Annotated in this window: 21 protein-coding genes; 9 read left to right on the top strand and 12 right to left on the bottom strand. The window is 64.6% G+C overall.

All coding sequences use genetic code 11. The features are described 5' to 3' along the window. The first annotated feature begins 171 nt into the window (after positions 1-171). Genes ccoG through ccoS form a run of 4 tightly spaced genes read left to right on the top strand, consistent with a single transcriptional unit; the run spans position 172 to position 4,467 of the window. Positions 172-1,725, top strand: coding sequence for a cytochrome c oxidase accessory protein CcoG (gene ccoG, locus BM171_RS13285; protein WP_245760267.1), 1,554 nt, complete (start codon positions 172-174; stop codon positions 1,723-1,725). Beyond that, positions 1,722-2,180: a FixH family protein gene (locus tag BM171_RS13280; RefSeq protein ID WP_245760266.1), complete on the top strand. Its 459-nt coding sequence runs from the start codon at positions 1,722-1,724 to the stop codon at positions 2,178-2,180. Before ccoG ends, BM171_RS13280 begins: the two co-directional genes overlap by 4 nt. Further along, on the top strand, positions 2,177-4,312 hold the full coding sequence (locus BM171_RS13275; protein ID WP_245760265.1) for a heavy metal translocating P-type ATPase: 2,136 nt from the start codon (positions 2,177-2,179) through the stop codon (positions 4,310-4,312). Before BM171_RS13280 ends, BM171_RS13275 begins: the two co-directional genes overlap by 4 nt. Next, positions 4,309-4,467 (top strand): cbb3-type cytochrome oxidase assembly protein CcoS, encoded by a 159-nt coding sequence (gene ccoS, locus BM171_RS13270; RefSeq protein WP_093013229.1) that lies wholly within the window; start codon positions 4,309-4,311, stop codon positions 4,465-4,467. Before BM171_RS13275 ends, ccoS begins: the two co-directional genes overlap by 4 nt. On the opposite strand, the gene BM171_RS13265 is transcribed toward ccoS, so the two are convergent. From BM171_RS13265 to BM171_RS13250, 4 genes are all read right to left on the bottom strand, one after another. Beyond that, complete coding sequence (locus BM171_RS13265) at positions 4,464-5,084, bottom strand: YitT family protein (RefSeq protein WP_093013227.1); 621 nt, start codon at positions 5,082-5,084, stop codon at positions 4,464-4,466. The genes ccoS and BM171_RS13265 overlap by 4 nt on opposite strands. A gap of 110 nt (positions 5,085-5,194) precedes the next feature. Further along, complete coding sequence (locus BM171_RS13260; protein WP_093013224.1) at positions 5,195-6,409, bottom strand: NADP-dependent isocitrate dehydrogenase; 1,215 nt, start codon at positions 6,407-6,409, stop codon at positions 5,195-5,197. A gap of 108 nt (positions 6,410-6,517) precedes the next feature. Next, on the bottom strand, positions 6,518-7,165 hold the full coding sequence (locus BM171_RS13255) for a DsbA family oxidoreductase (protein WP_093013222.1): 648 nt from the start codon (positions 7,163-7,165) through the stop codon (positions 6,518-6,520). Positions 7,166-7,196: 31 nt separating this feature from the next. Next, positions 7,197-8,708 carry a class I adenylate-forming enzyme family protein gene (locus BM171_RS13250; RefSeq protein ID WP_093013219.1) on the bottom strand — a complete coding sequence of 504 codons (1,512 nt, stop codon included), beginning with the start codon at positions 8,706-8,708 and terminating at the stop codon, positions 7,197-7,199. 66 nt (positions 8,709-8,774) lie between these two features. Here BM171_RS13250 and BM171_RS13245 point away from each other — a divergent pair, with 66 nt between their 5' ends. Beyond that, positions 8,775-9,398 carry a helix-turn-helix domain-containing protein gene (locus BM171_RS13245; RefSeq protein WP_093013216.1) on the top strand — a complete coding sequence of 208 codons (624 nt, stop codon included), beginning with the start codon at positions 8,775-8,777 and terminating at the stop codon, positions 9,396-9,398. A 96-nt stretch (positions 9,399-9,494) separates the two neighbouring features. Here the strand turns inward: BM171_RS13245 and BM171_RS13240 are convergent, their stop codons facing one another. Next, positions 9,495-11,315 (bottom strand): extracellular solute-binding protein, encoded by a 1,821-nt coding sequence (locus BM171_RS13240; RefSeq protein ID WP_093013213.1) that lies wholly within the window; start codon positions 11,313-11,315, stop codon positions 9,495-9,497. A 302-nt stretch (positions 11,316-11,617) separates the two neighbouring features. On the opposite strand from BM171_RS13240, the gene BM171_RS13235 reads away from it, so the two are divergent. After that, a complete protein-coding gene (locus tag BM171_RS13235) occupies positions 11,618-12,391 on the top strand; it encodes a 3-hydroxybutyrate dehydrogenase (protein ID WP_093013210.1) in 774 nt (257 codons plus the stop codon). A gap of 54 nt (positions 12,392-12,445) precedes the next feature. Here BM171_RS13235 and BM171_RS13230 read toward each other — a convergent pair whose 3' ends face one another. From BM171_RS13230 to BM171_RS13215, 4 genes are all read right to left on the bottom strand, one after another. Beyond that, positions 12,446-12,784, bottom strand: a complete 339-nt coding sequence (locus BM171_RS13230; protein ID WP_093013207.1) for a hypothetical protein — start codon at positions 12,782-12,784, stop codon at positions 12,446-12,448. Next, a complete protein-coding gene (locus BM171_RS13225; protein ID WP_093013204.1) occupies positions 12,784-14,625 on the bottom strand; it encodes an ABCB family ABC transporter ATP-binding protein/permease in 1,842 nt (613 codons plus the stop codon). Before BM171_RS13225 ends, BM171_RS13230 begins: the two co-directional genes overlap by 1 nt. 63 nt (positions 14,626-14,688) lie before the next feature. Further along, positions 14,689-18,408 (bottom strand): efflux RND transporter permease subunit, encoded by a 3,720-nt coding sequence (locus tag BM171_RS13220; protein WP_093013201.1) that lies wholly within the window; start codon positions 18,406-18,408, stop codon positions 14,689-14,691. Continuing rightward, a complete protein-coding gene (locus BM171_RS13215) occupies positions 18,405-19,733 on the bottom strand; it encodes an efflux RND transporter periplasmic adaptor subunit (RefSeq protein ID WP_093013198.1) in 1,329 nt (442 codons plus the stop codon). Before BM171_RS13215 ends, BM171_RS13220 begins: the two co-directional genes overlap by 4 nt. A 274-nt stretch (positions 19,734-20,007) precedes the next feature. Between BM171_RS13215 and BM171_RS13210 the strand changes: the two genes are divergently transcribed. The 3 genes from BM171_RS13210 to der all read left to right on the top strand — a co-directional run bounded on the left by BM171_RS13210 (position 20,008) and on the right by der (position 23,582). Next, positions 20,008-20,664: a tetratricopeptide repeat protein gene (locus BM171_RS13210; RefSeq protein WP_093013195.1), complete on the top strand. Its 657-nt coding sequence runs from the start codon at positions 20,008-20,010 to the stop codon at positions 20,662-20,664. 47 nt (positions 20,665-20,711) lie between these two features. Beyond that, complete coding sequence (locus tag BM171_RS13205) at positions 20,712-22,049, top strand: PQQ-like beta-propeller repeat protein (RefSeq protein ID WP_093013192.1); 1,338 nt, start codon at positions 20,712-20,714, stop codon at positions 22,047-22,049. Positions 22,050-22,121: 72 nt separating this feature from the next. Further along, a complete protein-coding gene (gene der / locus BM171_RS13200) occupies positions 22,122-23,582 on the top strand; it encodes a ribosome biogenesis GTPase Der (RefSeq protein ID WP_093013189.1) in 1,461 nt (486 codons plus the stop codon). Between the two features lie 53 nt (positions 23,583-23,635). On the opposite strand, the gene BM171_RS13195 is transcribed toward der, so the two are convergent. From BM171_RS13195 to BM171_RS13185, 3 genes are all read right to left on the bottom strand, one after another. Beyond that, positions 23,636-24,253, bottom strand: coding sequence for a TetR/AcrR family transcriptional regulator (locus BM171_RS13195; protein WP_093013186.1), 618 nt, complete (start codon positions 24,251-24,253; stop codon positions 23,636-23,638). After that, the gene (gene ppk2 / locus BM171_RS13190) at positions 24,246-25,115 is read right to left on the bottom strand and encodes a polyphosphate kinase 2 (protein ID WP_093013183.1); all 870 of its coding nucleotides are present in this window, start codon (positions 25,113-25,115) and stop codon (positions 24,246-24,248) included. The genes BM171_RS13195 and ppk2 overlap by 8 nt, the downstream gene beginning before the upstream one ends. 65 nt (positions 25,116-25,180) lie before the next feature. Next, entirely contained in the window at positions 25,181-26,122 is a 942-nt protein-coding gene (locus BM171_RS13185) for an alpha/beta fold hydrolase (RefSeq protein ID WP_093013328.1), read from the bottom strand. Between the last annotated feature and the right edge of the window lie 33 nt (positions 26,123-26,155).

Here is a 26,155-nt window from a genome sequence, read left to right as displayed (position 1 = left end):
GCAGTCCTGGCCGGGGCTGCCCCTTTTTGCATGGTGGCGCGTTTTCGCGCCCGCCGCTTCCTCATGCATCGGTGAGCAATAACCCACGCTCCATGCGGTTTGATCTGCGTCAAGGAAGGCACCGGGCCCGGCATGCGAGGACACCGTTAAACCGGCCAAGGACATCCTTCCATGTCGACCAACGATTCGATGAACACCTCGCTTTATGCCGCGCGGGAGCCGATCTTCCCGCGGCGGGTCTCGGGCACGTTCCGCAGGCTCAAATGGTGGATCATGGGCGTCACGCTCGCGATCTACTACCTCACGCCCTGGATCCGTTGGGATCGCGGCCCGAACCTGCCCGACCAGGCGGTGCTCGTGGATCTTGCGAACCGGCGCTTCTACTTCTTCTGGATCGAGATCTGGCCGCACGAATTTTACTTCGTCGCGGGGCTTCTCGTGATGGCGGGGCTGGGGCTCTTTCTCTTTACCGCCGCCTTGGGCCGCGTCTGGTGTGGCTATGCCTGCCCGCAGACGGTCTGGACCGACCTTTTCCTACTGGTCGAACGCTGGGTGGAAGGCGACCGCAATGCGCGCCTGCGTCTGCACAAACAGCCGTGGTCGGCCATGAAGGCGCGCTTGCGCCTGACGAAATGGACGCTCTGGGTCCTCATCGGCATCGCTACGGGCGGGGCGTGGGTTTTCTACTTCGCCGACGCGCCCACGCTCGCGCGCGATCTCGCGACATTCGCGGCTCCTCCGGTGGCCTATTTCTCGATCGCGATCCTGACCTTCACGACCGTGGTCTTCGGCGGCTTCATGCGAGAGCAGGTCTGCATCTACATGTGTCCCTGGCCGCGCATCCAGGGCGCCATGATGGACGAGGACACGCTCACCGTCGCCTATCGCGAATGGCGGGGCGAGCCGCGCGGCAAGGGCCTGCGCCGGCGCAAGGAAGCGGCCAGCGCGACCTCCGAGACAACGGTGACCCGTGCGGCCGGTCCGCAGATCGGCGGCCGCTCGCCCGCGCTGAAGATGCCGGGCATTCCGGACACGGCTGGCGGCACGCTGCCCCTGGATGGCCCGGGCGACTGCATCGATTGCAATGCCTGCGTCAACGTGTGCCCGATGGGGATCGACATCCGCGACGGCCAGCAGATGGCCTGCATCACCTGTGCGCTCTGCATCGATGCCTGCGACGAAGTGATGGAGAAAGTCGGCAAGGATCGCGGGCTGATTGACTACATTGCCCTGTCCGATGCGCCGCGCGAACGCGCCGGTGAGAAGCCGCGTTCGCTCTGGGTCCATATCCTGCGCGCCCGGAACATCCTTTATACGGTGCTTTGGGCCGGGATCGGGTTCGGCCTCGTCTTCCTTCTCTTCATCCGGCCCGAAATCGAACTGACCGTCGCGCCCGTGCGTAATCCGACCTTCGTGACGATGTCCGACGGTACGGTCCGCAATGCCTACGACGTGCGCATCCTCAACAAGCACGGAGAGGAGCGCGTCTTCCTGGTCGCGCCCGGCTTCGGCCAGGATCTGGCGCTCGAAATCGAAGGCCGAAGCGGCAACACCGTTTCCGTGCCCGCCGACACCCAGGCGCTGACACGCGTCTATGTCATGGCCGGGCCGGAGAACGAGATCGCCGAGGGCGACCGCACCGAGATCCGCCTCTGGGTAGAGGATCTCATGTCAGGCGAACGCGCCTATTCCGAAACCACATTCACCGGGAGGGGATCGCAATGAGCACCGCCACCACGCATACGATGTCCGGCCGCAAGGTCTTCGCCATGTTCGCCGCAGGTTTCTCCATCATCATCGGCGTCAATATCGCGATGGCCGTGAACGCCGTGCGAACCTTCCCGGGGCTTGAGGTCGACAATTCCTACGTGGCGAGCCAGGACTTCGACGATCGCCGCGCGGCGCAGGAGGCGCTCGGCTGGACCATCGAGGCGAGCTATGACGGCACCGCGCTCCGGATCGACATGACGGACATGGCCGGCAATGCGCTCACTCCCGCGGATCTTGCCGTGCGGGTCGGCCGACCGACAATGGAAGCGCAGGATCTCGATGGCCGTGCCGCCGTCGGTCACGCCATGCCGGTTCACCTCGAGCCCGGTCGCTGGCGCATCGACGTAAGCGCGACCGCGCCGGACGGCACGCCCGTCGAGAAGCGCATTCTTCTATGGGTGCGCGCATGACCGCCGCGTGCCCTGCCTGCGTCGCTCTGCCCGAGCCTGCCCGAGGCGGGCGGGTCGCCGCCGACCTCGTGTTGCATCTGCCCGACATTCACTGCGCGGCCTGTATCGCCGGTGTTGAAGAGACGCTGAACGCGTTGCCAGGCGTGCGCGAGGCGCGCGTCAACCTGACACTCAAGCGCGCCTTAGTCGCGAGTGGCGGCATCGACGCCGATGTTATGATCGACGCTCTCGCACGCGCCGGGCACCGCGCGCAGCGTTTCGACCCGGCGCTTTTGGGTGGTCAGGACTCTTCGGATCGTGACCTGCTGCTCAGGATGGGCGTTTCGGGCTTCGCGATGATGAACGTGATGCTTCTGTCCGTTGCGGTCTGGTCCGGCGCGGCAGCGACAACGGCGCATCTGTTTCACCTGATCGCAGCGATGATAGCGGTTCCGGCCGTCGCGTATTCCGGGCGGCCTTTCTTCGCCTCGGCGCTTGGCGCGCTGTCGGCTCGGCGGCTCAACATGGATGTGCCGATTTCACTGGCCATCGTCCTGGCGCTTGGCGTGTCCGTGGCCGGCGCGTTCCTCGGACATGATCGCGCGGGATGGTTCGATGCCGCACTGGCGCTGACCTTTTTCCTTCTGATCGGCCGATATCTCGATCACCGCGGACGCTCCTCCGCGCGCTCCGCCGCGGCGGAGCTGGCCGCGCTCGAGGCGCCGCAAGCGCTCAGGGTGGAGGAGGGCGGCGATGTCGTCGTGCGCGCCGCCGACCTTTTGCCGGGCGAGATCATTCGTGTCCGGCCCGGCGACAGACTGCCCGTCGATGGCATCATCCTCGAAGGGGCGACCGATCTTGATCGCTCTGCCCTGACCGGTGAGAGCCAGCCCGAAGCCGCCTCCGCCGGGGATACCGTCGCGGCGGGCGAGGTGACGCTGACCGGCCCACTGCTCATCCGCACCATCCGCGCGGGCGCCGATACCAGCCTGCGCCGCCTTGCTGATCTCGTCGCGGCAGCGGAGACGCAGAAAAGCCGTTATGCCGGGCTCGCCGATCGCGCGGCGAAAATCTACGCGCCGGTTGTTCACATTCTGGGCGCTGCGGCCTTCGTCCTCTGGATGTACCTGACGGCGGGGGATGGCTGGCGGTCGCTCGACGTGGCGATCTCGGTGCTTGTCATCACATGCCCCTGCGCGCTTGGTCTTGCCGTGCCCGCCGTCTCGACGGTCACGACATCGCGGCTTTTCCGCAAGGGGCTTTTGGTGAAATCAAGCACCGCGCTGGAGCGTCTCGCCGAGGTGGACATGGTCGTCTTCGACAAGACCGGGACGCTGACCACCGGGCGGATGCGTCTTGAAACGGAGCTGGGAGACGCGGATCTCGCCTTGGCGGCGGGGCTTGCGATGGGCTCGGCTCATCCGGTCTCGCGGGCGATCTGCGATGCTGCGGCGGCTCGGGGTATTGCGCCGCTTGAGCTTTCGGATATCCGCGAAATCCCCGGCAAGGGCGTTTGTGCAAACCAGGGCGGGCGCGAGATTCGTCTAGGCCGTGCCGACTGGATCGGCGCGACCGGCGCAACGGCCCTTCAGCGCGCGGATGAAAGTCATGTCACGATCACGCTCGGCGAAGACTTGCGCTCGGATGCGGAAGACACGGTTGCGCGCCTGCGCGCCGCGGGCTTGCCGGTCGTTCTTTTGTCGGGCGACGCGCCCGAGCCGGTCGCGCGGCTCGCCGAGACGCTCGGGATCGACGACGCCCATGCGCGGATGAGCCCCGAAGAGAAGGCGCGCTGGATCGAAAAGGCGACAGCGAGGGGCGCACGCCCGCTCATGGTGGGCGACGGTCTCAACGACACGGGAAGCCTTGCGCTGGCACATGCCTCCATCGCGCCGTCTTCGGCTCTCGATGCGGCGCGAAATGCGGCGGATCTCGTGCTTCTGTCGGACAAGCTCGGGCCGGTTGCGGATGCGATCGCGGCGGCGCGGCAGGCGAAGACGCGCATGAAAGAGAATATCGGCCTCGCGGTGCTTTATAACCTCGTTTCGATCCCGATCGCCTTCGCGGGTCTGGCAACGCCCTTCATCGCGGCCATTGCGATGTCCACGTCGTCTGTCACTGTCTCGCTCAATGCAGCAAGGGGGCGCGAATGAACGTTCTGGTCTTTCTCATCCCGGTTTCAGTGGGGCTCGGCCTTCTCGGTCTCGGTGCCTTCGTCTGGACCATCGCGCGGGGGCAGTATGACGACCCCGAGGGCGCGCGTCAGCGGCCGCTCGACGGGCGATACGACGATGCGCCGAAGCGCTAGGAGCGCGCGATATACCGGTCGCGGCGGTGATTGATCGTGATGATGAGATTGAGGATCACCGCGCCCAATAGCGACCAGAGCACGCGGTCCCACGGAAACAGGAAGAGCGCGATGGCGAAGACGCACAGATCGAAGGCGAGCTGCGTATTGCCCGCCTTGATGCCGCGCGTGTCCTGAAGCCAAAGCGCCACGATCCCGACACCGCCCAGGGTCGCCCCATGCCGGAACAGACCCAAAAGGCCCATTCCCGCGCAGAGACCGAAAAGCGCCGCCCCGACAGCCGGGTGCAGCGGTTGCACTTCGAGAACGAAGGGCATGAGGTCCGCCATGATCGACATGGTGGTGACAGCGACGAAGTTTTTCACGGTAAAGCGCCAGCCCATCTGCCGGATCGCCAGCCAGTAAAATGGCAGGTTCAAAACAAAGAAGATCGCGCCGAAGCTCCAGCCGGTCGGGTAGGCGACGACGAGCGCGAGACCCGCGATCTGGCCTGTGATGAGCTCCGAGGCGCGCAGGAACTGGATCGACAGTGCAACGAGGGTGCAGCCGATCAGCATTCCTTGAAAATCTTCGGCCAGCGTATGCCGGTCGGCGGGCGGGTTCTCGAGCAGGATCATGCTTGGCTTTCATGGGTTGCGCTGCGGGAATGACAAGGGGCGCGACCGGATCGCGCCCCTCAAACACGTATATCTTGCAAGGGGCTGCCCAAAAAGCGGGCAGCGCGCCTTCAGAGACTGAGCGCCTTGTTCAGGTTCTCGTCGATCTTCTCGAGAAAGCCCATCGTCGTCAGCCAGCTTTGATCCGGGCCCACGAGAAGCGCGAGATCCTTGGTCATGTATCCGGATTCTACCGTCTCGACGACAACGCGCTCGAGCGTTTCAGCGAAGGTCATGAGCGCTGCATTGTCGTCGAGCTTGGCGCGGTGCTTGAGCCCGCCGGTCCAGGCATAGATCGACGCGACCGAATTCGTCGAGGTTGCTTCACCCTTCTGGTGCTGCCGGAAGTGGCGCGTCACGGTGCCGTGCGCGGCCTCGGCCTCGACGATCTTGCCGTCCGGCGTCATCAACTGCGAGGTCATCAGGCCGAGCGAGCCGAAGCCCTGTGCGACAGTATCCGACTGCACGTCGCCGTCGTAGTTCTTCGTCGCCCAGACGAAACCGCCGTTCCACTTCATCGCGCAGGCGACCATGTCGTCGATCAGGCGGTGCTGGTACTCGATGCCCTTGGCCTCGAATGCCTCGCGGAATTCCTCGTCGTAGACCTTCTGGAAGATCTCCATGAACCGGCCGTCATAGGCTTTGAGGATCGTGTTCTTGGTCGACAGGTAGACCGGCCAGCCGAGGTTCAGACCGTAATTGAGCGAGGCGCGGGCAAAATCATGGATCGAGTCGTCAAGGTTGTACATGCCCATGTAGACACCCGAGGACGGCGCATCATAAACCTCTTTCTCGATCACTGTGCCGTCCTCGCCAACGAACTTCATCGACAGCTTGCCCTTGCCGGGGAAGTGGAAGTCCGTGGCGCGGTACTGATCGCCGAAGGCGTGACGCCCGATGACGATGGGCTTCGTCCATCCCGGCACGAGACGCGGCACGTTCTTGCAGATGATCGGCGCGCGGAAGACGACGCCGCCAAGGATGTTGCGGATCGTTCCGTTCGGGCTGCGCCACATTTTCTTGAGGCCGAATTCCTCGACCCGGCCCTCATCGGGCGTGATGGTCGCGCATTTGACCGCGACGCCCACGTCCTTGGTCTTCTCGGCTGCGTCGATCGTGATCTGGTCTTCGGTGCGGTCACGCTCCTCGATGCCGAGATCGTAATATAGAAGGTCGAGATCGAGATAGGGCAGGATCAGTTTCTGCTTGATGAAATCCCACATGATGCGGGTCATCTCGTCGCCATCCATCTCGACGATGGGGTTTTCCACCTTGATCTTGGACATCGGGGCACTCTCCGTCAGGTATGACTCGTCTCTCGCCTCCTCTTACGCCCGTGATGTGACAGGCGAAAGATCGTATGCGATTGCATACCGAATATTCCTGAAGAATTCCTAACCGTCCTCGTCGAGTGCACCCGATTTGATCTCTTCGATCACTTTTTTCCAAAGGTCGGGCGGCTGGGCACCCGGCACCGCGTGGCGGCCTGCCACGATGAAGGTCGGCACCGAGGTTAGCCCCATCTCGCGCGCCGCTGCATCCCGGTTCGCGATTTCTTCGCGGTCGGCCTCGGAGGCGAGCAGGCGGTGGATCACGCTCGCATCGAGCTCGATCTGATCGGCAATGTCCGCCAAGACGTCATGATCGCCGATATCCCGGCCTTCCTTGAAATAGGCGCGGAACAGCGCCGAGACCGCGGCGGTCTGTCGTCCCTCGATCCCGGCCCAGTGGATCAGGCGATGAGCATCGAGCGTGTTGGGTGTGCGCTCGATCCCCTCGAAGTCGATCTCGAGCCCGGCATCCTTGGCCTGCTGGAGAACCGGCATATAGGCCTGAACCGCGCCGTCCTTGCCGCCGAACTTGCCTTCGAGATACGCGCGCCGGTCCATGCCGTCCGCCGGCATGTCCGGGTTGAGCTGGAAGGGGTGCCAGGCGATCTCGAAGGGGTGATCCGGATGCGCCTCGAGCGCGCGGTCGAGATAGGCTTTGCCGATATAGCACCAGGGGCAAATCGGGTCCGAGAAGATATCGAGTTTGGCCACGGGGCCTCCTTTCGCTCGCTGTCACGCGATTTCAGAGGGAAATCTGCGCTTTCAGCTCCTTCCGTACAAGTTTTCCATTCGCGTTCTTGGGCAGCGCTTCAAGTCGTTGGAAGTGACGCGGCTGCTTGTAGCGGGCAAGCCGCGTTTCGCACCAGGCGGCAAGATCCGTGTCGGACAGCGCTTCGGGGCCTGCCCAGAAAGCCGCGATGATGCTCACGCCAGGCTTGATCTCCACGTCGGTGACGCCGGCTTCGTCGATACCGGGATGCGCCAGAAGCGCTGCTTCCACTTCGATGGGCGAGACGCGGTAGCCGCCGGCGTTCATCATGTCGTCGGCGCGGCCGAGGTAGAAGACCTGGAACTCGGCGTCCATACGGCCCTTGTCGCCGGTCACGAACCAATCGCCGCGAAAGCGCGCGGCGGTCTCTTGCTCTGCGCCACGATAGCCGAGCATGAGACCGGGATCGGAGCGGTGTATGGCAATTTCGCCCTCGTCTCCGATGCTTACGGGCCGATTTTCACCCAGTATGGCAACACGCCGACCAGGTTGCGGACGGCCAAGCGCATCGGGATCGGCAGGACTGTCCGGCGCGCTCGAAATGAAGGTCGAGCATTCGGACATGCCGAACGCCTCGTAGACCTCGGTGCCTGTCGCATGGCGCCAAGCCTCGCGGATCGGCCCGGCGAGCTTCTCGCCGGCGGCAAGCCCGTGGCGGAGCCGAGGCAGATCGAGCTTGTCGTGATGCTTGAGGATGCTGCGGTAAACCCCTGGTGCTGCGGCGAAAAGACTCGCTTCATGTCGGCGCAGCAGCAAGGGGATCTGCGCGTGTTCGACCCCCGCCGCCGGTATCAATGCGGTTGCGCCAACGCTCCAAGGATCGAGTAGACCCGTGCCGAGCGTAAAGGTCCAGTTGAACGCGCCTGCATGGAGAAGCCGGTCATCGGGGCCGAGACCGTACCAGCCGGTCACCATCATCCGCCGCGCCCAGATCGCGCGATGGGCATGGGCGACCGCGCGGGGCGTCCCTGACGTGCCCGAGGTATAGACGATGTAGGCAAGCCGGTTCGGATCGCCGCGATGCCAGTCGACCGGCGGCAATGCATACCAGCCGCGCATGGTCTGGGTATCGATTACGGAACATGCGGCATCGGGGCACGGCACGTCCGGCGCGTGCAGGATCGTCGCCGGTGCGAGATCGGCGATCATCGCGGCGACCTCGCTTTCGGTCAGTTGCGGCGATGTCGGAACGGGCACGAGCCCCGCCGCAATCGCCCCGAGATAGGCGATCGGAAATTCGGGCTGATTGCCGATCCGCATAAGGACGATATCGCCCGGAGCAAATCCCTGCTCCAGAAGCCCGGTACCGACGCCGCGCACCGCGGCCATCAGGCGCGCGTAGGACCAGCGCTCCGCCCGCGAGGGACCGACCACCGCGAGCGCGATCTTGTCCTCGGGCGCATGGCCGTGACCCAGCACGTGCTCGGCGAGGTTGAACGGCGCGGGGCAGGGCTCGGCCGGACCCATGTCGAAAATCGCTTCCATAGCGGTCGCCTATGGCAGATTGCGCCGCGCTTGCAAGCCTGAGGGCTGCGCCATAGATACTCCGTCATGTCCGACAATGACCCGCGAAACCTCATCCGGATCGCCCGCGAGACCGGCGAAGACGCCTTCGGCGAGCCCTTGAACCTCGGCGAGCGCGTGCGCGATCTTCGCAAGGCGCGGAACTGGACGCTGGAACAGGCGGCGCGGCAGGCGGGGCTGGCGCGGTCGACCCTGTCCAAGATCGAGAACGGGCAGATGTCGCCCACCTATGATGCGCTGAAGAAGCTGGCGACCGGGCTCGAGATATCCGTCCCGCAGCTTTTCACTCCGCCCAAGCGCGGCCAGGTGAACGGACGGCTCGCGACAACGAAGGCCGGGCAGGGCGCGCCTCAGGCAACCGTGACCTACGAGCATGAGCTTCTGGCCGAGACACTGACCAAGAAGGCGATGCTGCCCTATCGGGCACGCATCCGGGCCCGGCGGATGGAGGAATTCGACGGCTGGGTGCGCCACGACGGAGAGGAGTTCCTCTACGTGCTCACGGGCGTCGTCCGGCTTTATACCGAGTTCTACGAACCCATCGAGATGCGTCGCGGCGACAGCGCCTATTACGACGCGACGATGGGGCACAATGTCGTCTCGGTCAGCGAGGACGATGCCACGATCCTTTGGGTGACGTCGCTGGTGTGAAACCGCGGATAGGGCCGCTTAGCCGCTTGGGGACAGTGTCGCCCCGTCAGCGCCCGGGCATTCGGGCCAACCCAATGAGGGATGGCCCGTGCCGCCTCACTCCGCCTCTTCCCACCACCAGACGTCTGTCTGCCAGGTGAACCAGTCGCCGTAGATCGGGATCGTCTCGGGATAGGTCAGTTCCTTGGCATGGGCGATACGGCTCACGTTCCACTGGTAGACAGGGATCACGTAGCGGCCGGAGGTCAGAACCCGGTCGAGCGCACGGGTCGCGGCGGTGAAATCCTCGGTGCTGCCGGCGTTCAGCATCGCGTCGATGAGCCCGTCCACTGCCGTGCTTTTCACGCCCATGAGGTTGCGCGAGCCAGGCTGGTCGGCGGCCTCCGCGCCGAAATAGAGCTTCTGCTCGTTGCCGGGCGAGAGCGACAGACCGCGCTGGTAATAAGCCATGTCGAAGTCGAAATTGTTGATCCGCTCGGTATGCTGGGCAGGGTCGATCACCGTGACCTGCGCCGCGATGCCGAGCCGCTCCAGCGCCTGCGTGTACAGGTCGATGATCGCCTGGTTTTCCTGGCTGCCTTGGGCGAGCAGGATCTCGAAGGTGAAAGGCTCACCGTCCGGGGCGGTCATGACGCCGTCTTCGATCGTGTAGCCGGCCTCTTCCAGAAGCGAGATGGCACGGCGCACGTTGCCGCGGTTCCTGGCCGAGCCGTCGCCGGCGGGCAACTCGTAGCCTTCCATCGCGCCGGGCAGAAGCTCGGCCTTGTAAGGCTCGAGATATTCGGCGACGCGACCCGTGGCGGGGCCCGGCTGCATTCCGAGTACGGAATTCGAGAAATAGGAGGTGATCCGCTCCTGTTGGCCGCCGGTCATCGCGTCGTTGATAAACTCGAAGTTGAAGGCGTGAATCATGGCGTCGCGCACCCGCCAATCCGCAAAGGCGTCGCGGCGGGTGTTCATCACGAAGCCGATCATGCCCGAGGGGCGCTGGTGCGGGATCACGGACTTCACGATATCGCCGCGCTCGACAGCCGGAAAATCGTACTGGGTTTCCCATTTGTCGGCATTCGTCTCCCGGTGGGAGTTGATGATGCCGCCTTTCAGCGCCTCGAACATCGCCTGGGCATCGCCGAAGAACTCCATCCGGATCTCGTCGAGATTCGCCTGGCCTTGCATGAAGGGCAGATCGCGGCCCCAGTAATCGGGGTTGCGGCGGAGCGAGACGTAGCGGCCCGCCTCGAAATCCTCGACCACGTAGGGCGCTGTTCCGATCGGGATTGTGTCGAGGCCCGATTCGGTGAAGTCCTCGTCTTCCCATTGCGCCTTCTTCAGGATCGGACGCAGACCGAGGATCAGCGGCAATTCGCGATCCTCGACATTGAAGTCGAAGCGGATGGAGCGGGGCCCGGTCTGTTCCATGCTCGCGACCTTGTCCCAGCCTCCGCGGTAGCGCGGATGGCCCTCGGTGCCGAGCGTCTCGTAGGACCACATCACATCCTCGACCGTCGCCGGAGTGCCATCGGAGAACTCCGCCTCCTCGCGAAGGGTGAACTCGACCCAGGAGCGGTCCTCCGGCACCTCGATTGATTCGGCGAGAAGCCCGTAAAGCGTGAAGGGCTCGTCCCAATTGCGGCCCATGAGGCTCTCATAGGCCGTAAAGCGCAGCGCCCATGGGCTGGAGCCCTTGAGAATATGGGGGTTGAGGCTGTCGAAGCTGCCGACCTCCGCGGTCACGATACGGCCGCCTTTCGGGGCGTCCGGGTTGGCGTAGGGCAGGGCCACAAAATCCGGTGGAAGTGCCGGTTCACCATACATAGCGATGCCATGCTGCGGCTCGGCCAGCGTGGCAGAGCCAAGCCCGATCGCGCCGATCATGCTGGAAATGGCGGTAATTCTGCGGAAAAAATGCGTGCCCATATCGGGGACAATCCCTGTCTGCCCTTGTTCTGTTGGCGTCAAAAGTAACGGGGGATTCAGGGGTTATCAAACTTTTAGCTTGGCAGTCGGGGTAATCTCGCTTATCAAAGGGGCACTGCTCGATAGGTTTCTTGCCTGTATGAAACCTGCCTCAATAACTGAACGCCGGCCTTGTGCCGGCGTTTTTTTTATCTTGAGCCTCTCTGCGATCTGGAACCCCGGCTGCTCGCGCGCGATAGTTTTGCAGTTGCAGCACGTCCGCGCCGAAGCGCGGGCCGTCACGATACCGGGAGCATTTCGCCATGAGCCTTTCTGGCAAGACCGCCATCATCACTGGATCCAATTCGGGCATCGGCCTCGGCGTCGCGCGGGCGCTCGCGGGGGCCGGGGCGAATGTCATTCTCAATTCCTTCACCGACAATGACGAGGATCACGCGCTGGCCGACGAGATCGCCAAGGCGCACAACGTGACCGCGCGCTACATCAAGGCCGACATGTCGAAAGGCGAGGAATGCCGCAAGCTCATCGAGGAGGCAGGCGCCTGCGACATCCTCGTGAACAATGCGGGCATCCAGCATGTCGCACCGATCGACGAATTTCCGGCCGACAAGTGGGACGCCATCATCGCGATCAACATGTCCTCGGCGTTCCACTGCACCGCCGCCGCGCTGCCTATGATGCGCAAGGCCGGCTGGGGCCGCGTCGTGAACATCGCCTCGGCGCACGGTCTGACCGCATCGCCCTACAAGTCGGCCTACGTGACCGCGAAGCACGGCGTCGTCGGCATGACCAAGACCGTCGCGCTCGAGACCGCGAAGGAGGACATCACCGTCAACGCGATCTGCCCGGGCTACGTGAAGACCCCGCTCGTCGAGGCCCAGATCCCCGACACGGCCAAGAAATACGACATGAGCGAGGAGGAGGTGATCGAGAAGGTCATTCTCGAACGCCAGCCCTCCAAGGAATTCGCGACCGTCGAACAGATCGGCGGGACGGCTGTGTTCCTGTGCTCGGCGGAGGCCGCGCAGATCACCGGCACGACGATCTCGATCGACGGCGGCTGGACCGCGCTTTGACCTGACGAAGCGCCGCGCGCAGATAGCTGTGCGCGGCAGCTTCCAAAGAGGCCGTTATTCCCCCTTCTGGCGCTCTTCGGGCGATAGCCCGCCCCACCAATCGGCGTAGGACGAGTTCTTCGGGTGTTTGCCGCCCTCATCCGGTGCGCCATCGTCCCACCAAACCGGCCCGCGTTCACCAAGTTCGCGCTTTGCCGTGTCCACCGCGTCGCGGGCAGCTCGCTCCTCGGCTTCGGTGTCGGCTTGGCCCACGGCGCGGCGTGCCTGCATGAGCCGTTTGACGGCCGCGCGGCGCGCGCTGTCGGACAGCGACGGGTCCGTCTTTCGCCAAAGTCGCGCCTTGGCGACGAAATACCGCCCGTCCGGTGTTTCGGGATAGTCTTTCCGTGCCATCACGCGGCGTCATCCTCGGCCTGCTGGCGGGCCCAGAGCTGCGCGTAGCGGCCCGCGCGCTCCAGAAGGGCGGCGTGGGTGCCTTCCTCAATCACGCGCCCGTCCTGCAGAACGACGATCCGGTCCGCATCGGCGATGGTCGAGAGCCGGTGCGCGATGGTCAGGACGGTGCGGCCTTCACCGGCACGCGCGAGTGCATCCTGAATACCGGCCTCGGTATCGGTGTCGAGCGCAGATGTCGCCTCGTCCAGAAGTAGGATCGCGGGGTTCTTCAGCAGTGTCCGGGCGATGCCGACGCGTTGCTTTTCGCCGCCCGAGAGCTTGAGGCCGCGTTCCCCGACCTGGGTCTCGTAGCCGTCGGGCAGGGACAGCACGAAGTCGTGGATCTGCGCGGCGCGGGCGGCCTCTTCGATCTCGGCCTGGCTCGCATTCTCGCGGCCATAAGCGATGTTGTATCGGATCGTGTCGTTGAAGAGCACGGTATCCTGCGGCACGACGCCGATGGCCGAATGGAGGCTCTCTAGTGTCACGTCGCGGATGTCCTGACCGTCGATTCGGATCGCACCTCCGGTGACGTCGTAGAAGCGGAAGAGAAGCCGTCCGATCGTGGACTTGCCGGAACCGGACGGGCCGACGAGTGCCACGCTCTCGCCGGGACCGATCTCGATGGAGACGCCCTTGAGGATGTCGCGATCCGCATCGTAGGAGAAGCGCACATCGTCGAACGAGACGCGTCCGCCCGAGATCTCGAGCGGCGCGGCGTCCGGCTTTTCCTTCACATCCGCCGGTTGCTCGAGCAGGTCGAACATCTCGCCCATGTCGACGAGCGCCTGACGAATTTCCCGGTAGACCGTGCCGAGGAAATTGAGCGGCGTGATGATCTGGATCATGTAGGCGTTGACCATGACGAAATCGCCCACGGTCATCGTGCCCGCCGCCACGCCGCGCGCGGCCATGACCATGACCAGGACAAGACCTGTGGTGATGATGAGCGCCTGGCCGAAATTGAGGAAGGCGAGCGAGGTCGCGGTCTTCACCGCTGCGCGCTCATAGCCTTCCATCGCGCTGTCATAGCGGCGTGCCTCGCGGTCCTCGGCGCCGAAATACTTCACCGTCTCGTAGTTCAGGAGCGAGTCGATGGCCTTCTGGTTGGCGTCGGTGTCCTGATCGTTCATCCGCCGGCGCAGCTTCACGCGCCATTCGGTGACCTTGAAGGTGAACCAGACATAGCCGCCGATCGTTGCGGCGACGACGACAAGGTACCAGACATCGAAAAGAAACAGCAGCACGAGCCCGACCAGCGTCAGCTCGAGAATGAGCGGCCCGATAGAGAAAACGAGAAAGCGCAGGAGAAAGTCGACGCCCTTCACGCCCCGCTCGATGATCCGGCTAAGTCCGCCCGTGCGCCGCGTCAGGTGATAGCGGAGCGACAGCGCGTGGATGTGGCGAAACGTGTCGAGCGCCAGCTTTCGGAGCGCGTTCTGGCCGACCTTGGCGAAGACCGCGTCGCGCAGTTGCTGGAAGCCCGTATTCATCAGGCGCGACATGCCATAGGCCACGGTCAGTGCAACGGCGCCAGCGCCGAGCGCCCATTCCGGCGTCGGCGTGTCGCCCGAGAGCGCGTCCACGGCCGCCTTGTAGAAGAAGGGCGTGATGACGGCGATGATCTTGGCGACGACAAGCAAGGACAGGGCGATCACGACGCGGCGCTTCACCCAGGGCTTGTCGTCGGGCCAGAGATGCGGCGCGGCCTTGCGGATCGTACGGAGGCCGGAGCGGCGCTCCTCGCGGGCGATATCGGCCGCGTCGCGGCTGTGTGCGCCGGGCGTGTCGGGTGGCATTCTTTCTCCTGATCGTCGCTCGCCGGCCCTCCTACCGCGCCGGGACGGAGAGGGCCAGCGGCTCTACTCGGCGGCGCGCAGCGGCAAATCGCGGGGGGTGTCGCCAACCTGGTCCGGGGCCTCTTCCCAGAGGATCGTCGGCGACTTGACGCGCCGCGCCTCGCGGTTGAGCGCCCAGTCCCGCGCCGCCTGGCTCGACCGCCCCATCGACAGCCGTGCGAGAAGCCGAGCGATCCAGCGCGCATAGGTCGTGACCCATACCCGGAGCGCCAGCATCGAGGGCGTGAAGAGCAACGTCAGGAAGGTCGCAATGCCAAGCCCGAAGACGACAGCCGTAGCGAGCTGCTTCCACCACAGCGCGGTCGGGCTGTCGATGGAATAGCCGCCTGCGAAGAAGTCGAGACTAAGCCCGAACATCATCGGCGCAAGGCCCGCCATCGTGGTGATCGTGGTGAGCAGCACCGGGCGGATGCGGTCTTCCGCGGTGCGGATGATCGCCTGGATGCGCGGCATGTACCGCTCGTATTCCTGGTAGGTGTCGATCAGAACGATGTTGTTGTTCACCACGATCCCGGCGAGTGCGACGATCCCGGTGCCGGTCATGATAATCGAGAAGGTCTGGTCCATCACCAGCATCCCGATCAGGACGCCAGTGGTCGACAGAACGACCGCCAGGAGCACGAGCACCGCGTTATAGAAGGAATTGAACTGAGCCAGCAGGATGATGAACATCAGCCCGAGCGCGGCAAGGAAGGCCTGGCCGAGGAAGGCCTGGCTTTCCGCCTGGTCCTCCTGGTCGCCGGTCCATTCCCAGTCGAGCCCCTGACCGAGCGGATTCGCCTCGAGCCACTCGGTAAGGGCAGCGATGCGTTCGTTTGGCGTGATCGGCACCAGCGTCAGCGATGCGCCTTGCAGCCCGCTCTCGACCTCCGAGGCTTCCACGCCGTCGCCAAGCGCGACAATCCCGAAGTCGGCGCCGTTCGCTCCGGTGATACGCGTGCCGCCATCTGGGCTGCCTTCCTCAAGCCCCCTCAGGGTCGCCAGCGTTTCCGGGTCGTCCCCGGTTGTGACCGCCTTGAAGAGGTTCGGCGCGACATCCGCCTTCACATCGAAATAGCGCTTCTGATCGACGCGGCTGATCTCGGCGAGCTTGGCGACGGGCTCGCGGGTGATGAAATTCGACAGCGGCACGAGCCCGTCCGCAGTGCGGACCTTGAGCGTGTCGAGCGTGGAAAGGACGCGGTTCTCCTCGGGCAGGCGCACACGGATGTCGATTTCCTCGTCCGAGCTGTCCACGCGCATCGTGTCGAGCAGAAGCCCGCGCGTCACGAGCTGCACCATCGCGCCGACGGTCGCGACATCCGCGCCGTAGCGGCCGGCCTTTTCCACGTCGACATCGATCTGCCAGTCGATGCCGGGCAGGGGGCGGCTGTCCTCGATGAAGGTCAAGCCCGGCGTGCGGTCGAATTCCTCGCGGGCACGGGTCGTGGCGTCGAGGAGTGCGGACCAGTCGTCGCCCTTGATCCGGAGATGCACCGGCTTTGCCGAGGCCGGGCCCATCGCGAGGTTCATCACCTCGGTCTGAATGCCGGGGATCGCGGCGAGCTGTTCGGAGAGCTCCTCGATCACGCGATCGCCGTCGAGCGCCGGGTCGTCCTTGCGGTCTTCCCAGGGGATCGTTTCGAACTGAACCTGGCCGATCGTGTCCTTCGGCGCTTCTGCTCCGCCCGTGTTCGATGAGAGCCCGCCATCGCCCGCGAATGCGAAGGCGTTGCGCGTGCCGGGATGGGCCATCACGATTTCCTCGGCGCGGGCCACAAGGGCATCCTTCTCCGCGAGGCTGAGATTGCCGCGCGCACGGACATAGAGGAGCGCCTGCTCTGGCTCGCTTTCCACGAAGAACTCGACGCCGTTATTGTTCTCGCCGAAATAGCTGAAGGTCGTCACGACGAAGGCCCCGACCGCGACGATGGAGACAATGGGGCCGACCGGGTTCGCGACGATGGCGGTGATGAACCAGCCAAAGGGCGAGCGGCGATAGCCCGCGCGAATCCGCTTTTCCTGACGGCGGATCGCGGCGGCGTCCATCACGATCGAGGCGAGAACCGAGAAGATGAGGAATAGCACGACGCCCGGCATCCGGCCCGCCCAGCCGTCTGCCACCGGCGGAAACAGGTAGGCGGGGTTCAGCACCATCATTGCGCCGACGAACAGGCCAAACAGAACGACCGGGACGAGAAGCGCGCGCACGATCCAGGGCAGGGTGCGGCGCAGGGCTTCGGTGGCATTGTTCAGCGTCCGCGAGAAGCGGCCCGTCACACCGCCCATGACCGGCAGGTAAACGAGCGCGACAACGAGGCTCGCCGACAGAACGAAGATCAGCGTGACCGGCAGCATGCCCATGAACTCGCCCGGCACGCCGGGCCAGAACAGCATGGGCAGGAAGGCGCAGAGCGTGGTCGCGGTAGAGGAGACGACGGGCCAGAACATGCGCTTGGCTGCCTCGACATAGGCGCTCATCGGACCGGAGCCTTCCGAGATGCGCTTGTCGGCATATTCGACGACCACGATCGCGCCATCGACCAGCATCCCGACGGCGAGGATCAGTCCGAACATGACGATGTTGGAGACCGCGACGCCCATGATCGCGAGGAGCACGAAGCACAGCAGGAACGAAGTCGGGATCGCGAAACCGACAAGGAAGGCGGGCCGCGTGCCGAGCGCCGCGAGAACCACGATCATCACCAGCGCGATCGCGGTCAGGACCGAGCCCTCGAGCTGGCTGACCATCGAGGCGACCTGCCGCGACTGGTCGTTCGACATGCCCATATCGACGGACGCGCTGAGTTCGGCAGGCCAGTTGGCGCGGGCCTCGGCAATGGTCGCCTCTACCTCGTCCACCGTGTCGATGATGTTGAAACCCTTGCGTTTGACGACTTGCAGAGCCACCGAATTCTCGCCGTCGAACCGGGCAGTCGAGGTGCGGTCCTCGAAGGTCAGGTTGATCCGCGCGATATCGCCGAGCGTCACGACACGGTCGCCATTCGTCTTGACCGGCAGATCGTAGACATCCCGGGCATCTGAGAAGCTCGACGGGATCTTGACGGAAAACGCGCCGTTCTCGGTCTCGACCTCGCCTGCGGCGATAAGCTGGTTGTTGTTCTGAACCGCGTTGATGAGATCGCTCGCGGTGACGTTGTAGCTCTCGAGCCGGAGCGGATCGATCACGACTTCCAGCATCTCGTCGCGGTCCCCGGCGATGGCCGCCTCTAGGATCGGGTCGAGCCCTTCGAGCCGATCCTGCAGATCGCGCGCGACCTGCACGATGGTGCGCTCGGGCACCTGGCCTGTCAGGTTGACGATGACGATGGGAAATTCGGAGAAATTGATCTCGTTGATCGAATATTGCTCCGCGCCGCTCGGGAACTGGGCTTCCGCGTTCGACATCGCGTCGCGGACATCGGCCATGATCTTTGTCTTGTCCCAGCCGAACTCGAATTCGAGCGCGACGCCCGCATAGCCTTCGGCGGCGGTCGAGGACATCCGGTCGAGCCCGTCCAGATCGACAAGCTCCGTCTCCATCGGCTTGACGAGCAGCGTCTCGCTGTCCTCGGCCGAGATGCCGGGGAAGGGCACCGACACGAAGAGAGCCGGAATCTCGATATCGGGCTCGCCTTCTTTCGGCAGGGTGACGTAGGCGAAGGCCCCGGCGATCAGCGACAGCGCGATGAAGGCGAGGACCATCCGCGCTCGGGACGCGGCCCAGTCGACAATCCCGGTCACTGGATGATCTCCTCGTAGGAGGGCGCGACGGCGACGCCATCGGTCACGTATTCCTGGCCGAGGAGGATCACGTCCACCGTCTCGGGCAGGCCGCCCACGTAGATGCCGCGCGCGGTGTCGCGTAGGATCTCGACCGACATGAAAAGGGCCGTGTCCTCCTCCGAGACGGTACGCACGCCGATCTGGCCATCATCGTTCAGCGTCATCGCCGATTGCGGCAACAGATGCGCGAGCTCGCCCTCGGCCTCGATCACGATCTCGGCGGTCTGTCCTGCGGAAATGCCGAGCCCTTCATTGGGCGCGGTAACTTCGACGCGGAACGTGCGGGTCAGCGGATCGGCGGAGCGGGAGACGAAGGTCACGCGCCCCTCGATATCGCCGCCCTCGGTGAGCCGGGCACCGGCGCGGGCGCCGACCTCTATCCGTCCGACTTCCGTCTCGGGCACGAAGCCGACGAGCTTGATCGGGTCGAGCTGCAGGATCGTGGCGCAGGGCGCGCCTCCCATACCGCCCGATTGCATGAGCGCGCCAAGCTCCGCGGTGTCGCTTTCCAGCAGCCCCGCGAAGGGGGCCTTTATCGTGGTTTTCTCAAGCTCGTCCTCGGCGCGGGCCACCGCGGCCTCGGCGCTTTCGATGGAGGCCTTGCTGCTTTCAAGACCGGAGCGGGCCGCCTCGAGCCCGGCGCGGGCGCTCGATACGGCCGCTTCAGCCGACCGGACGCCTGCCGTGGTCGAGGCCACGCGGGTTTCCGATGCGAAGCCGCTCTCGGACAGCCTGTTCGCCGCGTTGGCGTTGATATTGGCCTCGTTGAGTGCGGCTTCAGCTTCGGCGACGCGCGCCTCGGCTTCGGGAATGCGGGATTCGGCTTCGGGAACACGCGCTCTGGCGTCGGCAAGCGCGGCCTCGGCTTCTGCGAGGCTGACTTCTCGGGTGCCGGGATCAAGACGGCAGAGAATTTCGCCGTCTTCGACGAACGCGCCTTTTCGCAAGGGCTCTGACACAACGCGGCCCGTCGTCTCGGCCATCACCTCGACCATGCGGGCGGCTTCGGTTTCGCCGCGGACGAGCACCTGCGCGTCGATTTCCTGGGCCTGGCTGGTGCGGGCCATGACCTTGATCGCGCCATCGGGTGCCTCATTGGCCGGCACATCGACTTCTGTCTCCGCTTCTTCCGTGTTCACGGCGCCAGCGGTCTCTGCCTGCTCGGCGCCCGGCGCAGCCGGTGCGGCCTGTCGCGCGAATTCCAAAAGTCGGTCGCGTTCGATGACCACGCCGTAAAGAACGGCAGCGACCACGAGCGCGGTCAGGATGGGAAGAAGTCGCATGAGTATCGTCGTCCTGAACGTGGCAGCGGCCCTGTCGGGCATAAATCATCAAAGTCGCTCTTGCGCAAATACGCTGAACTGATGAGTTCAGATTAGGGGCGCCGCAACCTTGCTTCAAGATCCGGGTCCGTTTTCACGCATGCGTGAGGCGAAAAGCGCCGCGATTGCTCTCATTTGTCGCAGGAAAACCACGCCCGGACGGCGCGCTTGTGAGGTTCGGGCGCGGCGTGTATGCACGCACCGCAAATGCCAGAGAGCAGGGAGGCCGTGCGCCGTGAGCAACAACGACAGCTTCATCGATGAAGTGACCGAAGAGGTCCGGCGCGAACGGCTCTATTCCTACATGCGCCGCTATGGCTGGATCGCGATCCTCGTCGTTGTGCTGATCGTCGGGGGCGCGGCTTGGCGCGAATGGTCCGGCGCGCAAAGGCAGGCCCAGGCCCAGGCCTTCGGCTCGTCGATCCTTCGTGCCCTCGAGACCGAGAATGCCGAAGAGCGGGCGGCAGCACTGGCAGAGATCGAGGCGCCGAATGCCGGCGCAGAGGCGATGCTCAACATGATCGAGGCCGGGCAAAGCGCCGAGGCAGGCCAGACCGAAGCCGCCATCGAGGCGCTCGAAGCGGTCGCGACCAACAGCGATGCCGCCGAGATCTACCGCAATATCGCGAGCTTCAAGGCCCTGACCGAAGGCGCCGCGACAATGGATGCGGCCGAGCGCCGCCAAGGCTTCGAGGCCTTGGCCCAGGGGGGCAATCCCTTGCGCCTTCTGGCTGCCGAACAATTGGCGCTGATCGAGATCGAGACGGGCAACCGCGAGGCGGCGCTCGAGCGGTTGAACGCGATCCTCACCGATTCCGAGGTGACGCAGGGCTTGCGCCAGCGGGCGTCTCAGTTGATTGTTGCGCTCGGGGGCGAGCTCGGCACCGGCTAGGATCCCGTCTCGCGGGAACGAACAAGACGACGAACGAGGGCTGAGGCGTGCGGAAAACGACGATACTTGCGGGGCTTGCGGGCCTGACATTCCTTGCGGCCTGCACAGAGCGGGAAGCGATCCTTCCCGGCGAACGCCTGGGCTTGCGCGAGGTGCTGACGACGGGCGCTGCCGATCCCTACCGTTACGAGCCACCGGCCAATTCGAGCCGGGCCGCGAGCCTGCCTGCCGCACAAGTCAATGCCGCCTGGTCACAAAGCGCCGTATCGCCTGCGTTCCGCACCACGCATGCACAGCTTTCCCTGCCGCTCTCGCCGGTCTGGTCGAGTAATATCGGCGCAGGCGACAGCCGGAAGGTGCGGCTCAACGTCGATCCGGTCACGGATGGTGCGCGCATCTACACGATGTCCTCCGATTTCACCGTGATGGCGACGGCAAATAACGGAGCGACGGTCTGGTCCCGCTCCCTGGTGCCGCCACGCGACCGGGAAAGCCAGGCGCAGGGCGGCGGTCTCGCCGTTGCGAACGGCGTCCTTTACGTCTCCACGGGCTTTGGCACCCTGACTGCGCTCGATGCGGGCTCGGGAGGACAGATCTGGGAGCAGGACCTGAACGCGACCGCGACGGGCGCGCCGACCGTGTCGAACGGGCTTGTCTACGTCACCTCGGGCGACAACAACGCCTGGGCGATCGAGGCGGAGGATGGCCGCGTCCGCTGGGAATTCGAAGGTCTTTCGGGCGACATCAACAACGTTGCGGGCGCACCGGCCCCGGCGCTTGGCGGGGATCGCGTCGTCTTCTCCTTCGGGTCGGGCACGATGCAATCGACCTTCCAGCAGGGCGGTCTGTCGCTCTGGTCCGCCGATCTGGCCGGACGGCGCACCGGACGGGCGATCTCCTCGGTCGACGATATCTCGGGCGATCCGCTGATCGCGGGCGATACGGTCTATGCCGGCAGCCATTCGGGGCGGTTCGCGGCCTTCGATCTCTTCTCGGGCGAGCGTCGCTGGACCATCCAGGAAGGTGCGCTCGACATGCCTTGGGCAGCCGGGGACTCCGTCTACTTCGTCTCGGATCTCAACGAGCTTGTCCGCGTGGATGCGGCGACCGGCGAACGGGTCTGGGCAGTCGATCTGCCGGGTTGGGTGCCGACCCGTCGCCCCATGAGCCGGCGCGACAAGTCTTACGCCAATCACGGTCCAATCCTCGTCGGTGGTCATCTCGCTGTTGCCTCATCGGACGGTCTGATCCGGTACTTCCGACCATCGGACGGCGCGCTTGCGGGATCGACCGAAATCCCCGGCGGTGCCACCACGCGGCCTATCGTGGCGGGAGGCACGATGTATGTGGTCTCGCGCAAGGGTACGCTGCACGCCTTCCGCTGACCCCTTTCCCCGCGCGCTGAAATGGATTAGGTCGCGCATCTCCTGACGCGACCTTTTCGAGGCTGCCCGCCCATGTCCTTCAAACTCGCCATCGTTGGCCGCCCCAATGTGGGCAAATCCACGCTGTTCAACCGGCTTGTGGGCAAGCGCCTTGCGCTGGTGGACGACCAGCCCGGTGTGACGCGCGATCTGCGCGAAGGCGAAGCACGGCTGGGTGACATCAACTTCATCGCGGTCGATACTGCGGGGCTTGAAGATGCGACTGACGACTCGCTCGAAGGCCGGATGCGGCGGCTGACCGAACGCGCGGTCGAGGATGCCGACGTGTGCCTCTTCATGATCGATGCGCGCACCGGCATCACTCCCGTCGACGAGATCTTCGCGGACATCCTGCGCAAACGTGCGGACCAGGTCATTCTCGTGGCGAACAAGGCCGAAGGGCGCGCCGCCGAGGCGGGTGTGCTCGAGGCCTGGAATCTCGGTCTTGGCGAGCCGCTGGCGATTTCGAGCGAGCACGGCGAGGGGATGCCGGATCTCTATTCCGCGCTGCTGCCGATCTCTGAGCGTTTCGAGACCGCGCTGAGCGCCGCCGAGGCCGCCGAGCCGGAGGTGAGCCTGCCGGTCTCCGAAGAGGCCGATGAAGCCGTGCCGGTCCCGACGGATGAAAAGCCGTTGCAGGTCGCGGTGGTAGGCCGGCCCAATGCGGGCAAGTCGACCCTTATCAACAAGCTCTTGGGCGAGGACCGCCTTCTGACCGGCCCCGAAGCCGGGATCACCCGCGATGCCATCTCTCTGCGGCTCGACTGGCAGGGCACGCCGACGCGGATTTTCGATACGGCGGGGATGCGCAAGAAGGCCAAGGTGCAGGACAAGCTCGAGAAGCTCTCGGTCTCGGATGGTCTGCGCGCGGTAAAGTTCGCCGAGGTCGTGATCGTCGTTCTCGATGCCGCGATCCCGTTCGAGCAGCAGGATCTTCGGATTGCGGACCTCGCCGAGCGAGAAGGCCGTGCGGTCGTTGTCGCGGTCAACAAGTGGGATCTCGAGGACGAGAAGAACGAGAAGCTCGCCGCGATGAAGGAAGCCTTCGAACGGCTGCTGCCACAGCTGCGCGGCGCGCCGCTCGTCACGGTGTCGGCCAAGACGGGGCGCGGGCTCGACCGGCTGCATGCAGCGGTGATGAAGGCGCATGACGTCTGGAACCGGCGTATCTCCACGGCGCGGCTGAACCGCTGGCTCGGCGCGATGGTCGAGGCGCATCCGCCCCCGGCACCGCAGGGCCGCAGGATCAAGCTGCGCTACATGACGCAAGCGAAGACGCGCCCGCCGCATTTCGTGGTGATGTGCTCTCACCCGGACAAGATCCCGGACAGCTATTCACGCTATCTCGTCAATGGGTTACGCATCGACTTTGATATGCCGGGCACACCCATTCGACTGGTCATGCGCGGTCAGGGTGACCGGAACCCCTATAAAGGGCGCAAGGTGAAGAACGCGGGCGCACTCAAGAAGCACCTGGGAAAGAACAAGGGGTGAGCCAAGATATTATTGGATAATAATATCTTGGCGTATACGGCTTATGTTTCGCATCAATTGTCGGGCGGAATGAGCCCGAGGCCGCGCAGATAAACCCCGATTCCGGTCTCGAGAAGCTGGTCCGCGGGAAACGGTGACTTGTTGCCCGGAGAGTTCCGCGCGAACAACTCCACCACCCCGTGGCACATCGCCCAGATATGCGCCGAGAACATCTGGGCCGGAGGACGCCTGTCTGCAGGAATGTGCTGCGAAAGATCCGCAGCGGCGCGTTCGAGCACGCCCCAAGCGCGATTGGCAACCTGCGCGAGCGCGGGAGACTGGTTCACGGAGACGCCGGATTCGAACATCGCGATGTAGTGGCCCGGATAGCGCCGCGCGAAAGCGAGATACGCCTCGCCGGTGGCTTCGAAAGCGGCCAGCGCCGAGGGTTGGCGGGAATTGTAGGCGTATTCCATCACGTCCACGAAGATCTCGTAGCCTTGGCGGGCCGCTTCCGCGATCAGCGCCTCGCGCCCATCGAAATGGCGGTACACCGCGGCTGGCGTGACACCCGCGCGCTTTGCCGCCTCGCTGAGGGTGAAGCCGGTCGGTCCGCGCTCCTCGATGAGCCCAAGTGCCGCTTCGACAAGCGCCTGTTTGAGATTGCCATGATGATAGCCGCGCTTAGTCATTCCAGATGTCACGCCCACCGCAGATCTTGGCATCGACGACGCCAAGGGCCTTTTCGTCCTTCTGATCGTAGTCGAGGCCCGACAGAACGTGCCGGATCGCGTTAATCCGCGCACGGCGCTTGTCGTCGGTGCGGATCACAGTCCAAGGCGCGTGAGGCGTGTCCGTCCGCTCCAGCGTTTCGCGGATCGCGTCGCTGTAGGCGTCCCATTTTTTAAGCCCTTCGACGTCGATCCAGGAGAGTTTCCAATGCTTTAGCGGATCGCTTTCACGTTCGAGAAAGCGGCGGAGCTGTTCGCCGCGTCCGACATTGAGCCAAAGCTTGGTAAGACGAATCCCGTCATTGACGAGCATCCGTTCGAAATCGGGGACTTGCCGGAAGAAAAGCTCGCGCTCCTCGGGCGTGCAGAACCCGAAGACATGCTCCACGACGCCGCGGTTATACCAGGAGCGGTCGAAGAACACGATCTCTCCGGCGGCGGGCAGGTGTTGGACGTAGCGCTGGAAGTACCACTGGCTCGCCTCGGTATCGGATGGCTTGGACAGCGCCACGATACGCGCGCCACGCGGATTAAGGTTCTCGCGGAAGCGCTTGATCGTGCCGCCTTTTCCAGCGGCATCGCGTCCTTCGAAGACGATGGCGATGCGCTGGCCGGTTGCCTTGACCCAGGCCTGCATTTTCACAAGCTCGATCTGCAGTGCCTCGAGCGCCTCCGCGTACGCGTCCTTATCCATCCGCTCGTCATAGGGATAAGAGGGATCGAGCATGTCGTCCTTCTTGGCTCCATCGAGGACGCGGCGCAGATCATCGGGCGCTTCCTGTTCGTGAAACGCGCTGATCGCACCGTCGAAGGGTGTGGACATGTGTGGCCTCCGCAAGTCGCTCGGGTCTGGCGACTATGGAATGTGAAAAGGCTTAACGCAAACGTCTAGCGCAGACCTGCGCGCGCCGCTGCGCGGTTGATGGCCGCTTCCACCGCTTCGGGGGCCCAGTGATGCGGCATGTGTCCGATCCCCTCGAGAAGCGTGAGATTACTGTTTGGAAGAAGGTTGTTCAGCGGCTCCGCATGAACCTGGGGCGGCACCACCTCATCAACAGCACCATGCACGATCTCAACCGGCACGGTGACCGTCTCGTAGCGGGGGGCCATCTCGCTGACCTGTTCGTGCAGGTTATTGACCTGACGCGCATTGGCGCGGATCGCGGTCTGTTTCAGCGTAAGGCCTGGCCCCACATAGTCGAGATACCCCTCGGGCACGGGCTGCGGCTCGAAAATCGCCTCGGTGACAGTGTCGATGCGGCTCCGCGTGGCGAAGGCGGTGGCGATTGGCGCGATGATCGCGCCGCCGAGCGACGATCCGAGAAGCCTGTATTGCGCGCCAAGCCCGCCCGACCAGGGGATCGTCGCGCCGGAGACGACCACCAGCGCGGCGGGCTCGTATTCGAGACCCCAGGCCATCGCCACCGCGCCGCCATAGGAATGACCGAGCACGATGGGCCGCTCAACGCCCAGTTTCTCGGCCGCTTGCTTGAGCATCAGCGCCTGTTCGTAGGGCGTCTCTGCATCGCTGTTGAACGCACCCTCGACGCGCGCATTGGCGCGGTCCGTATAGCCGAGACCGGGGCGGTCGAAGACGGTGACGCGGTAGCGATCCTTCACGCGGTCGGCGAATGAGAAGGTAAAGTCCCGCACATTGCCGCTCGCGCCGTGGATCAGCACGAGATCCGGGCCGGAACCTGTCTGGAAGGCGTGAACGCGGCGACCATTCTCAAGCGTGACGAACTCTCCGATGGGCGGCCATGTCTCGGTTGTCTCGTCGTTGCGCGAGGATGCCGTTGTGCCGACCGCGGCGCAGGCCGCGAGCGTCATCAGCGCGGCCCCGGTGAGGAACTTGGAAAACAA

The organism is Roseivivax halotolerans, assembly GCF_900115815.1.
In the GTDB taxonomy this organism is placed as follows: Bacteria; Pseudomonadota; Alphaproteobacteria; order Rhodobacterales; family Rhodobacteraceae; genus Roseivivax; species Roseivivax halotolerans.
The sequence above is the reverse complement of the archived record's forward strand: the minus strand, read 5'-3'. Positions and strand labels throughout refer to the sequence as shown.

Bases quoted from the DNA above. Each gene is read 5' to 3' on its own strand.
- ccoG (WP_245760267.1), top strand. From the start codon at position 172: ATGTCGACCAACGATTCGATGAACACCTCGCTTTATGCCGCGCGGGAG.
- BM171_RS13280 (WP_245760266.1), top strand. From the start codon at position 1,722: ATGAGCACCGCCACCACGCATACGATGTCCGGCCGCAAGGTCTTCGCC.
- BM171_RS13275 (WP_245760265.1), top strand. From the start codon at position 2,177: ATGACCGCCGCGTGCCCTGCCTGCGTCGCTCTGCCCGAGCCTGCCCGA.
- ccoS (WP_093013229.1), top strand. From the start codon at position 4,309: ATGAACGTTCTGGTCTTTCTCATCCCGGTTTCAGTGGGGCTCGGCCTT.
- BM171_RS13265 (WP_093013227.1), bottom strand. From the start codon at position 5,084: ATGATCCTGCTCGAGAACCCGCCCGCCGACCGGCATACGCTGGCCGAA.
- BM171_RS13260 (WP_093013224.1), bottom strand. From the start codon at position 6,409: ATGTCCAAGATCAAGGTGGAAAACCCCATCGTCGAGATGGATGGCGAC.
- BM171_RS13250 (WP_093013219.1), bottom strand. From the start codon at position 8,708: ATGGAAGCGATTTTCGACATGGGTCCGGCCGAGCCCTGCCCCGCGCCG.
- BM171_RS13245 (WP_093013216.1), top strand. From the start codon at position 8,775: ATGTCCGACAATGACCCGCGAAACCTCATCCGGATCGCCCGCGAGACC.
- BM171_RS13240 (WP_093013213.1), bottom strand. From the start codon at position 11,315: ATGGGCACGCATTTTTTCCGCAGAATTACCGCCATTTCCAGCATGATC.
- BM171_RS13235 (WP_093013210.1), top strand. From the start codon at position 11,618: ATGAGCCTTTCTGGCAAGACCGCCATCATCACTGGATCCAATTCGGGC.
- BM171_RS13230 (WP_093013207.1), bottom strand. From the start codon at position 12,784: ATGGCACGGAAAGACTATCCCGAAACACCGGACGGGCGGTATTTCGTC.
- BM171_RS13225 (WP_093013204.1), bottom strand. From the start codon at position 14,625: ATGCCACCCGACACGCCCGGCGCACACAGCCGCGACGCGGCCGATATC.
- BM171_RS13215 (WP_093013198.1), bottom strand. From the start codon at position 19,733: ATGCGACTTCTTCCCATCCTGACCGCGCTCGTGGTCGCTGCCGTTCTT.
- der (WP_093013189.1), top strand. From the start codon at position 22,122: ATGTCCTTCAAACTCGCCATCGTTGGCCGCCCCAATGTGGGCAAATCC.
- BM171_RS13195 (WP_093013186.1), bottom strand. From the start codon at position 24,253: ATGACTAAGCGCGGCTATCATCATGGCAATCTCAAACAGGCGCTTGTC.
- ppk2 (WP_093013183.1), bottom strand. From the start codon at position 25,115: ATGTCCACACCCTTCGACGGTGCGATCAGCGCGTTTCACGAACAGGAA.
- BM171_RS13185 (WP_093013328.1), bottom strand. From the start codon at position 26,122: ATGACGCTCGCGGCCTGCGCCGCGGTCGGCACAACGGCATCCTCGCGC.